The 10628-nt window shown below is 65.4% G+C and carries 4 protein-coding genes and 2 pseudogenes; 4 read left to right on the top strand and 2 right to left on the bottom strand.

What is annotated here, in order from left to right; translation table 11 throughout:
• Positions 1-170 (top strand): annotated as a pseudogene (locus BKN37_RS28250) (IS256 family transposase); the annotation flags it as partial.
• Between the two features lie 119 nt (positions 171-289).
• Here BKN37_RS28250 and BKN37_RS06240 read toward each other — a convergent pair.
• Positions 290-6652, bottom strand: a complete 6363-nt coding sequence (locus tag BKN37_RS06240) for a DUF3320 domain-containing protein (RefSeq protein WP_071023373.1) — start codon at positions 6650-6652, stop codon at positions 290-292.
• A 416-nt stretch (positions 6653-7068) separates the two neighbouring features.
• On the opposite strand from BKN37_RS06240, the pseudogene BKN37_RS30355 reads away from it, so the two are divergent.
• The 3 genes and pseudogenes from BKN37_RS30355 to BKN37_RS06235 form a co-directional block, all read left to right on the top strand.
• A pseudogene (locus BKN37_RS30355) lies at positions 7069-7215 on the top strand (DUF4236 domain-containing protein); the annotation flags it as partial.
• Between the two features lie 165 nt (positions 7216-7380).
• A complete protein-coding gene (locus BKN37_RS27605) occupies positions 7381-8148 on the top strand; it encodes a hypothetical protein (protein WP_242657111.1) in 768 nt (255 codons plus the stop codon).
• 267 nt (positions 8149-8415) lie between these two features.
• Complete coding sequence (locus BKN37_RS06235; RefSeq protein WP_242657110.1) at positions 8416-9687, top strand: DUF6880 family protein; 1272 nt, start codon at positions 8416-8418, stop codon at positions 9685-9687.
• A 337-nt stretch (positions 9688-10024) separates the two neighbouring features.
• On the opposite strand, the gene BKN37_RS06230 is transcribed toward BKN37_RS06235, so the two are convergent.
• Entirely contained in the window at positions 10025-10612 is a 588-nt protein-coding gene (locus tag BKN37_RS06230; RefSeq protein WP_071023370.1) for an ADP-ribosyltransferase family protein, read from the bottom strand.
• Positions 10613-10628: the final 16 nt, after the last annotated feature.

Here is a 10628-nt window from a genome sequence, read left to right as displayed (position 1 = left end):
CCAACCCGGCAGCGTTCCTGCGCTTGGCGACCGCGGTGGTCATCGAATCCCACGACGAATGGCAAGTCACCCGCCGCTACCTCTCCGATGTCTCCATGGACGAGCTACGGGTGGTTATCGCCAAAAAACACGCCGCGGCAGCCCTTGCCAAACAACACCAAATCGCCTAGCGTTCAACATGACTCGTTGATCACAACGCGTGAACCACGCCCGATCCGAAGTCCACCACTCCACGGGACGCTATCCACCTATTCATTTAGGCCCCCGGCTTTCGAGGGGTACGCCATTGCTAGAAACCATCCTTCCCGTGCACAACCAGCAAACCGCCAGACAAGGTCAACATCCCCTTCTCTACCGCCCTATCCAACGCCGCATCCAAACGCGCCCCGATCGCCGTCGTCATCCGGCGACCGCCGAATAGACCAAGCACCTCCCGCTTGACTTCATCGGGGTCGATGCCGCCGGCCCGCTCGGCGACCACGATCATCGCGTTGCCGATCTCGACAAGGCTGACCTCGTCGAGGGGGCGGCTGTCGCCTTCGACGGGGCACCGGACGACACGCCAGGTCTCGGGGTCCGCCTCAGTTGGCCAGTAGAAGCCTTCGTCATCGCGTTTGTACTCACGCGGAACTATCTGTCGGATGGCTCGGCGCCGTCCCTCAGCGACCCGGCTCAGCCCGAATGCGCTGCCGACCAACTTGACCAAGCGGTCGGGGTGGACGGGCGCTTCGCTGCCAATCACGGCGTGAATCACCGCTAGTACTTGCTGTTTGGCGTACTCCATCGCAACGTCGTTTAGCACGCTGACATCGCCCGCGGGCCGAGGCACCCACTCGCGGTAGGTCTGCAGCATCGGGTGTCGCCTGGATTTCGTGGGTTCAACCGGTTGAGCAGCTGGCATCGGGGCGGACTTGAGCCGGGCGAATTCCTGCGGCTCCGCCATGACAGGTTCGCGCGCCGGCGCAACGGGCGCCTGGTCACGCTCGACCTTCCGCCGTCTCGCGTCGGAAACGGCCTGGCGCAACCTCGCGATCGTGGCGTCGCGTTGCTGCAGCCACTCCGGCATCCACACCCGCTCCACGCCAGGCCAGCGCAGCAGGTTGGCCAACACGTCGATCGGCAGCGCGTCACGGTCTGCGACGGTGCGCCGCAGATACCAGCTCGGCCCATCCAGCAACACCGCCACCAGCGGTTGGCCCGGCGTGTCCGGGTCAGAAAGCACCAGATCGACCCGAAAATCCGACAGGCCGACATCGGTGGCCACCGGCAGGCCTTCGGCGCGCAGCGCGGCGGCGATGTCGTCCCGGTGCCGATCGATCACCGCCTGCCGTCGCCCGTCCCCGTTGATCGCGTCCACCCCGTGCGTGGCCATCTCCAGGTACGCCTTCAGGTGCTTGGTACCGACTTGGGTGGTCTCCTCGGCGCGTAGCTGCTGCGGGTCGAAGCTGGCGTACAGCACCACCTCTCGGCGCGCCCGGGTGATCGCCACGTTGAGCCGGCGTTCCCCACCCGGTTTGGACAGCGGGCCGAAGTTCAACGGCACCACGCCCTTATCGTTGGCGCTAAATGCCACCGAAAACAAGATCGTGTCGCGTTCGTCGCCCTGCACATTCTCCAGGTTCTTCACGAACAGCCCATCGGGTTCGTCCAAGGCCTGCAACAGCCGGTCGTCTCCGGCATCGCGCAACAGGTTTTCGATCAGGTCGCGCTGCTGCAGGTTGAAGGTGACTACGCCCAGCGACGGCGCCGCATCGGGAGAGGCGTCGAAGCGGCGGCGGATGTCGGCGACGATCCGGTCGGCTTCGACACGGTTGGTGCGCAACGCTTTACCGCGGCCCGACCGCTCGAAGACCCCATCGACCCGGACCAGAGAGACACCGTGCCCGGCACCCACCGACGGTGCCGCAGCCAGTGGGGCCGGGAACGACGCCAGCCGCCCCTCGTAGTAGTGACAGTTGCTGAATGCGATCAGGGACTCGTCCTGGCTGCGGTAATGCCACGACAGCCATTGCCGCGGCACCCGCGCCTGCACACACTCGGTGAGAATGGACTCCTCATCGAGCACCACCTCGGGGTCGTACCCCTCGTCGTCGTCGATGGTTGCGCCCGCTTCGGCGAAGCTGGTCGGCGGCATCTGTTTGCTGTCACCGACAATGACCACTGACTTAGACCGCCCCATCGCACCGATCGCATCGGCGACCCGGATCTGCGAGGCTTCGTCGAACACCACGATGTCGAAGAGGCCGTGTTTGGCGGGGAAGAAGCGGGCCACCGAGTCCGGGCTCATCAGCGTGCACGGCAGGATCGACGTGATCAGCTCCCCAAAGTTCTCCATCAGCATGCGGATGCCCATTCCACCGCGACGGCGTTCCAGTTGCCGGCGCAGCCCGCCGACCTGCCCGCTGTCGGCAGCGGCGTCGAAGCGGCGTGCGGCCAACAGCTGCGCCGGAATGGCGCGGGGCAGCTCCTCGCGGATCCCGCGGGTGCTCTCGGTAAACCGCTGGATGGTCTTGGCGTGCGCGGCGACGTCGAAGTCACCCAATGCGGTCGCGTCCAGACGCTCGCCGATGGATGCCGCGGCGATGCCCCGCTCGAACGCCAATTCAGCGTCCTCGGCGGGTATCCGACCGGTCAGAATGGCCCTGCGTGCTGCGCCCATGCCCACGCCGCGGAGCGGCTCGACATGCGTGACCAGATCCACCCAGCGTTCCAACGATGCGACGGTCTCCAACCTTCGCAGCCCGCGCGTCGCCCACCACCTGGCAAGGAAGGAGTCACCACCCCAAGACTGCTGTTCGACGGGTGAAACCCCCGTAGCCTCGGTCAGCGCCTGCCAGGCGGCAGCGAGCCGGCGCAGCGGTTCGGCCATCGCACCGACAGCAGTGTGGGCGTAGAACTCCCGCAGATCTGCCACGTGCGGATGCTGCGGTGCTGTCGCGAGGGTGGGAACGATCCAGGCCAGCCAATCCAGGCTTGCCCGGACCTGCGCACACGCATCCGGGAGCAGCGGATTCCACGGGTACCCGACGACGGCGACGGGAAGCCGGGCGAACCGGGCACCCAGGTCGGACACCGCTGCATGAGTTTGTGCCATCTCGCCGGTGAGCGACGACAAGGATTTCAGGTCAACAGTTTTCGGATCAACCGCGAGTACAGCGGCCAGCTGAGCCAACACCGCCCGGCGCCGCTTCTTGCGGCCAAAAAAGCCGGACTCGTCGGCAGCTCGTGCGGCTTCGTGAATCCACGGGAGATCGAGATCGACGGCTGCGGGGCCGGCAGTGGCCAACCATGCGGGCGGTGTCGCGCCCAGGCTGGCCACCGCTTGACTCAGCGCCTGTAGCTCGGTGGTCAAGCCGTCGGCGTGCAAGCGGTCGATCCCCTGGAGGTCATGGCGGGGCGCATCGGCAAGTCGAGCCCACGCTGCTATGTCCGCCGGACTTTCGGCCCGGCCAAGCCTGTCAAGCTCAAGACCTTGGCGTTGGGCGTTATCGAGCGCGTCATCGAAGGCAACTGCGGCGCTGTGGATCTTGGCGACGTCGAATCCGCCCTGCGGTGGGCTGTCGAGAAAGCTCCACGGATGGTGCGTACCCGGCCGCGCCAAGTCGGTTTTTGCCGGCAGCGCACGCAGCACATCGCCGATCTGCTCGAACGTCTCGGCGGCTCCGTTGGCGACGAGGTCGCGCGGCACATCCAGCGGGGGCACATCCTGATCGGCGGCCAGTTCCGTGGACCGAGCGGTGTAGGCCGACAGCCCGGCCGCGTTGGTCTCGTGCAGCCGCTGCGCGTAGCGGCGCAGGGTGTGGCGGCTGGCTTCGGTCGATTTTCTGTAGGTATGCAACCGATCAGTGTCGGCGCTGACCCGGAGATCCAGAGCCGCTTTAATTTGTGCCCGAACCGAGGCCGGGCGGGCGGACTTGTCGTGCAGGTTCAGCGATAACTCACCCAAGCCAACGGCCTCGAGTCGCTTCTTGACGACGTCGAGGGCGGCCCTCTTCTCGGCAACAAACAGCACCTTGCGCCCCGCGGTCATCGCATGCGCTAGCAGGTTGGTGATCGTCTGCGATTTCCCGGTTCCGGGTGGCCCTTCCAACACGAAGGTGCGGCCGGCGCCAGCTTCGGCCACCGCCTGCAACTGGGACGAATCCGCCGGCACCGGCATGGTAGCCCGCAATTCATCGAGGTCGACACCGGAAACCTCGGCGACCGGATCCGTGTAGGGCTCCAGCGGCGTCTCGATGAGGTGGGTGACCAGGCTGTTGTTCGCCAGCGTCCGCCAAGACTCGTCGAGGTCCTTCCACAGCGGGAATTTGGCGAACTGCAGCACCGACAGGTGCACCGTCTCCTCGACCCGGAAATGCAGGCCCACCTTGGCGATGGCGCGGCGCACCGCATCAAATGTGCCGGCCAGATCGATCCCCGAGGCGTCCTCGGCGGGATTGGCCAATTCCGGAATCTCCAAACCGAACGCCACCCGCAACTTCTCGACTAGGCAGTAGTTCGGTGTCGATGCCCCGGCTTCATCAAGGGTCAGTACGTAGCGCTCGCCCCGATTCTTCGTCGACAGCATCACCGGTACCAGCACGACCGGTGAGCGCAAGTCACGATCGTTGAAGCGCCAATTGAGCATCCCGAACGCGAGGTAGAGGTTGTTGGAGCCGGTCTCCTCCACGATGGTTTTGGCCTTGTAGGCCACGTACCGCAGCTTGGTCTTGTACGCCGCGGCAGTGATATCGATGTGGGCGCTGCGCTTCTCCGCGAGCAGCTGGATGCGTTCGTCTTCGGGAAGGTCGCGGGCGTACCGGGTGCCGCGTGCGGCGTCGATGCTCGGGATCTCGTCGGAGGCCAGCAGCGTGATGGGCGCCGACGCGTTGATGTCGTCCTCGAACCGCGCTAGCGCCGGGCCGGGAACCTCGAGCCGGAATCCGGCGCGTTCGGTGTAGTTGATCAGCCGGTTGCGCAGGCTGAGGTCCAGCAGCGCGTTCTTCCACTGGCCGACCCGGGGCGGCGCGGACTCGGCCAACTTGCTCGGGGCGGCTCCTTCGCGAGTGACATACGGGGCGATCACCGGGCCGGCGGGCGGCCGGTACTCCGTGACAACCACGTTGCCGTCGGCGTCGACGGCGCGGCTAGGTAGCGGGAAGATCCGCGCCCGACGGGCGCTCCGGATATCGGTGACGCCCAGGATCTCGGACAGATCCCCGCCGAGGTATTTGACGCGCGGCGCCGCGACCGCATCGGCGAAATCCGCCGCCTGCGCACCGCCGGTGAGCATCGTCGTCTCCACTAACCGGATGTGGTCGAGGTCAACGAGGTTGACGATGTCAACGACCTCGGTGGTCGCCACCGCCGCCAACGCCGTATCGTCTCGCCAGTACCCGAGGAAGGCATGCCCTTTCAGCACCCAGACCGTGGAGTTGACGCCGGCCTGCTCCAGCACGGCCGCCATGGTCAGCGTCGTATCCAGGCAGGTCCCGAGCCGGCCGTCGAGCACCTCGGCGGGGGTGCGGACCTTCTGCCCGTCCAGGCCCCAACTCGCCGGCGGTTCGGCGTAACGGATGTCGGTGGCCCGCATGGTGTCATACACCGCCTGCGCGATGGCGTCGACCCGTTCCGGATTGTCGCTTTGATAGCCGTCGATCGCGGAGCGACCGGTCAGGGTCTGCAGCCGGTCGGAGACCTTGGGCAGCAGTGCAGTGACCGCGGTCGAGTTGGGTTGCACGTGGGCGGCCAGCATCTCTAGCGCCAGCTGGAGCGGCTTCGCCTTCCACTGGTTGGCAGCCAGAACGGTGACATCGGTGGTCGCCTTGGCCAGCGGCGCCCCGTGGGTGTCGCGTAGGACGGCGCGGATGGTTCCCGGTCGCTGCTCGCCGACGGCCAGCATGGCGGCCGGGTCGAGCACCAGGTCGACATCTCCCAGGATCGTCGGTTTGTGGGCGGCAAGGTCAAGATGAACCTCGCGCGGCCCGCCGTGGGAGCCGTCGGCGCTTACGACGTCGAGTTCGAGGACCGCGCCACGCAGTTCCTCACCGGCGTTGTCGACCGTGACGTGGTCAATGACCGGTATCTGGCAGTGCGCCATCGGGTAGCTGAGGTCGGCGACCGCGTGGATCTGGATGCGCGGCGCACCCGCGGTCTCTGCGGCCGCTTCGCGTCGTGAAGGTTCTTGGGAGCGGGCGAACTGTCCCCCCGTTCCCGATTCCGGCTGTGCCGGCGGTATCGGGGCCACCGTCACCTTCAGGTCGGTGATCTGGGCGGTCTGCTTGTCGGCGCCGATGGCACGCAGGAGCAATTCGGCGGAGTCGAGGGCCCGGTATGCCTGGGCAGCGGTAAACGGTTCGTTGTGGGCCCAGCGATTGCGGACATCACGCAGCTCGCTGGCGTAGTTCTGCCCCTGCCGGGGCAGATCACGGTTGAACGGGTAGCCGAGTTCACCGAGGCGTTCGGTCATCGCGCGCAGCATCAACGACAGATCGCGGCTGCGGTAGAGGCCGACCCGACGACCGGCAGCCATGTCCTTGCGGCGCAGCAGTTCGGGCCACTCGATGCCCGGCGGCAACACTTCGGCGAGGACCCTCTCGACAAACGGGCCCAATCCGTCAATGAGGATTCCCAGGGCTTCGCCCACCGTTGCGTGATAGTTGGTCTCGGTCACCGCGTACTCCTAACAGCTGCGCACCAGCAGCGTTGCTGATACCGCTGCGCAGCAGCCTAGACTTCGGCGCCGACAAATTGGGCAGCGGCGGCGTGAAGCGACAGGTGACAATCGTCAGTCATGTCTCGGGGCACCCGGTTTGCTACATGCGGCCCTACCGCTAAGGCGGCAACGCGATTGAGGCCGCTGCTGCGAGCCTGACGGCTGCGACAACCTTGCCTCTTGAACCGCCGGTGGGCCGCTCACCGTTCTGCTACCGTTCCCGTTCAGACGGCTCGTTCAGCAGCGGGTGGGCATAGCGCGCAACGGATTCGGGGCAGCGCGCCCTGCCACTTTCGGCATTGAATTCGGCCGCAGGCGTCCGGTTGTGCGCCCTATTTGCATCGGTGAAGAGGGCTCGGACTTAGAGGTGAGTGATGGGGTTTTACGTCCGCAAGAGCATTAAGGCAGGACCATTCCGGTTTAACCTCAGCAAATCTGGGCTGGGGGTGAGTGCTGGTGTACGGGGATTCCGACTCAGCACCGGACCACGGGGTAACTACGTGCACATGGGCCGACATGGCGTCTATTACCGCGCCTCGCTAAATGGCGGCAAATCCTCGTCACGTGAGACCCGGCCGGCGGCTGTGCCGCCTTCGAGTCTTCCGCGGTTCGATCCTCATGACGTTGTAATGGAAGACGTCACCGGTGCGACGGCAATGGCACTCGAACCGACTAGACGTGGAGACATGGTTGACCAGCTGAACTCTGCAGCGTCGCGGTTCGCCTGGTGGATACCGACCGCTGTCGTCGGAGGGCTGCTGGGTCTGATCACAATTCCGTTCGGCCTCATCATCTGGCTCGTAGTCATCCCGCTATGCACATGGCTATACCTCAACGATCAGGCGCGTCGCACTGTTGTTGTGTTTTACGAAGTACATGACACTGTCCACGGTTGGTTTGACACTCTTGTCACCCAGTGGGCATGGCTCACCGAGTCGCAGAAGCTTTGGCGCGTCACACAGGCCGGTGACATAATCGGCGTTCAACAATTCAAGCGAAACGCTGGAGCATCCACGCTCATAAGCTCGGTAAGCGCTGCCGCCGACTTCTCTGGCCCCAAGCAACTGAAAACGAATATTGAAATTCCATCGATTTCCGCGGGGCAGTCCGCCCTGCATTTCTTACCGGACCGGCTCCTCGTCCGTGATGGCAAGCGGTTTAGCGACGTCGGCTACTCCGATTTGCGGGTCGCGTACCAACCGACACGATTTATCGAAAGTTCGACGCCGCCTAGCGATGCCGTCCAGGTGGACACTACATGGCGATACGTGAACATCAACGGGACACCTGACCGCCGATTCAACGACAACCAGCAACTTCCAGTGATGCTCTACGGGCGACTAATCCTAACCACTGTGCACGGCCTTCATTGGATCGTGCAGATCTCACGAGAACAGGCAGCACAACCACTCGCAAAGGCAATCTCGTCGGCACCCGCCATCGAGGCCGCATAGGGGTGAAGAAGCGTGTGGGCGAACGCCGCCAAGACGTGAACGACCTTCGCCAGGACATGACGGGTGGACGAGCGGTTCACGCACATCGACGAAAAGTTCACGGCAGTCGACAGCGGTTTTTGTCGAGATGCGGGCGAAATTCGACATGACCGGCCGCGGGCCAGCAACACATCGCGGAGCTGATTCAACGCGTCATCGACGCGCAGCACGGCAATAACTCTGCCTGACCGGTCGGTGTCGCCACGCCGCCCAGGTCGCCGGTGCGAGGTGGGCGGGCCGCCCGGTGCGCAGTTCGACCATGATGGCCGGGTGACTGCGCTCGCCGACGCCGTTCTCCCCCTCATCAGGACCCGGGCCGATGTCTGGCGGTGGAACGTCGCCAACGCGCACGGGGCCCGGATGCACGAGGCCGTGGCGATCCTGCAGCAAGCCGCCCAGGACGACGACCCCGCCGAGGTGTTCGCGGTAACCCAACGGGCGATCGCCTCGGCACTGAAGGTGATTATGCGGGCCGACGACTCCAGCGGGATCATCGGCGACGCCTGCCGCGACCTTCTGGACCTGCACCCGATCCTGGCGGCCCGGGCCCGCCCGGCCGCCAGCAAGCTCGTGGACTGGATGGTGAAGTTCCAGTTCGACAACGAGTGTGACTACTTCACCATCGACCCCGTCGCCTACGCGCCGGCGCTGGGCGCCGCCGGCATGGCCGCCTACCGCGCCAGGCTCGACGAACGCGCTGCGACTCTCGGCCCGCGACCGCCCGAGGATCAACCATTCTCATCGCCACACGCCGGTGCCTGGTTCACCCTGGATTGGAACGCCCAGCGTCTGGCCGTTTGGGATCGGGACGTCGACGCCATCATTCGCACCCATGCCCGAGGCCGGCGCGTCGCCGCGCGGCTGCAGGACACCGCTGCAGCGCTCATGGAAATCGGGGAGATCGACGCCGCGATCGACTGGGCCAAGCAGGCCACCGATTTCGACGACGGCCATCAGGCTCGCCGGGCCGCCGACTACTGGTGCGACCTGCTGGCCGAGCATCGGCCCGACGACCTGCTGGCGGCGCGGGTCGAGGTGTTCCGCCGCTGGCCGTCGTCGACCACCGCGGGCCGGCTGTACCGCGACGCCCGCGCCGCCTGGCTCGACTACCGGGATGAGGTGCTCGGGCGCCTCGCGTCGCAGCCGCGCGACGCGGTGTCATTCGCGCAACTGTCGCTCGAAGACGTTCCGTTCGCTTGGCGGCTGGCGCACAACCTCGGCCTCGATGACGACCGCACCTGGAGCGACCTCGCCAAGGCCTACGAGAAGCTCGAGCCGCTGGCTGTTCTGCCCGTCTACACCCGTCTCGTCGAGCGGGAGCTGGAAGCTGCGGACGCGCGCAACTACCGCAGCGCCGCGCGGCGACTCAAGAAGATGCGCAAGCTGGCCGCGGGGTCAAGCGAGTCCGCGGACGTCGACGCGTTCATCGCCGACCTGCGCGACAGATATCGTCGTCGCCCGCGGCTGCAACTGGAGCTCGATCGGGCCGGGCTGCCCTGACGTTGTCGTCCCACCGGAGGCGCCCGCCTCCTGATCGCCACGGGTTTCGGCCGTGCGGCGGGCCACACGTCCATCCGGCCCGCGATGGCCCGGCCCAGCGGGTCAGGAACCGAATAGAACCAGTTGCTGTGCTTACGCCGAAGTGCGCTCGTCCAAGAGGCGCGCGTAGCCCTTGCGACGGAGGCTGTGCTCCATGCCCGGGCTCGGTGTGTGAGTCTTCAGCCATTCCCGCATGCCAGCCAACTGAGCAGGCTTCGAGGCGTCGGTCAGCTTCAGTGCACGAAGCAGTGCTGCTACCGAGCTTGGTTGCGCCGCGCCGCGAGGCTGCAGCGGGATGTCATCGTCCCACTTCCCCATCGCGAACCTCCACCTCGACTATGGGAACACTATAGGCTCTCGCCACTCCGACGATACGCATGACGATCCCTGGCGGAAAGAGCAATTCTTGCTGGTAGGCGTCGCTTTGAAGTCCCAACGGAGGAACCCAGAGCGCTGGTGTGCCCGACTGAGCATGGATTTTGTACACGGCGGGGCGGAGCCCAGGGGTGGTGAACTCCGTCTCGGCGACGTTCCTATCGAGCGACGTGGCGAAGAACATCGGAATGTCGCGGTCGAGGTCGATTAGACTTTCGAGTCTGTCGTTCGGTACACCGAGCGCCGCGTCGATATTCCGGATGCCGCGCCAAACTTGCACCTCTTCGGGCAATTCCGCCATGAGATCCTGCAAGTCGTCCATGACGTCATATGCCCGAGCGGAAGCCGTCTGATTTTGGGCGGCTCGCTGAACTTCGCGGTAGAAGCGCTCATCCTTGCCCTGCCAATCCCTGACCGAGAGCCTTTGCGTTGGCGTCGCATCGTTCGCCTGCTTCGCAAATAGCGTGTTCAGACGTTCGGCAGGGCTTTCCTCATGTCCGCTGATGGGCATATTGTGCCGACGGACC

The sequence above is a fragment of the Mycobacterium talmoniae genome, assembly GCF_001854525.1.
Classification (GTDB): domain Bacteria; phylum Actinomycetota; class Actinomycetes; order Mycobacteriales; family Mycobacteriaceae; genus Mycobacterium; species Mycobacterium talmoniae.
This window is presented reverse-complemented; position numbering and strand designations above follow the sequence as displayed.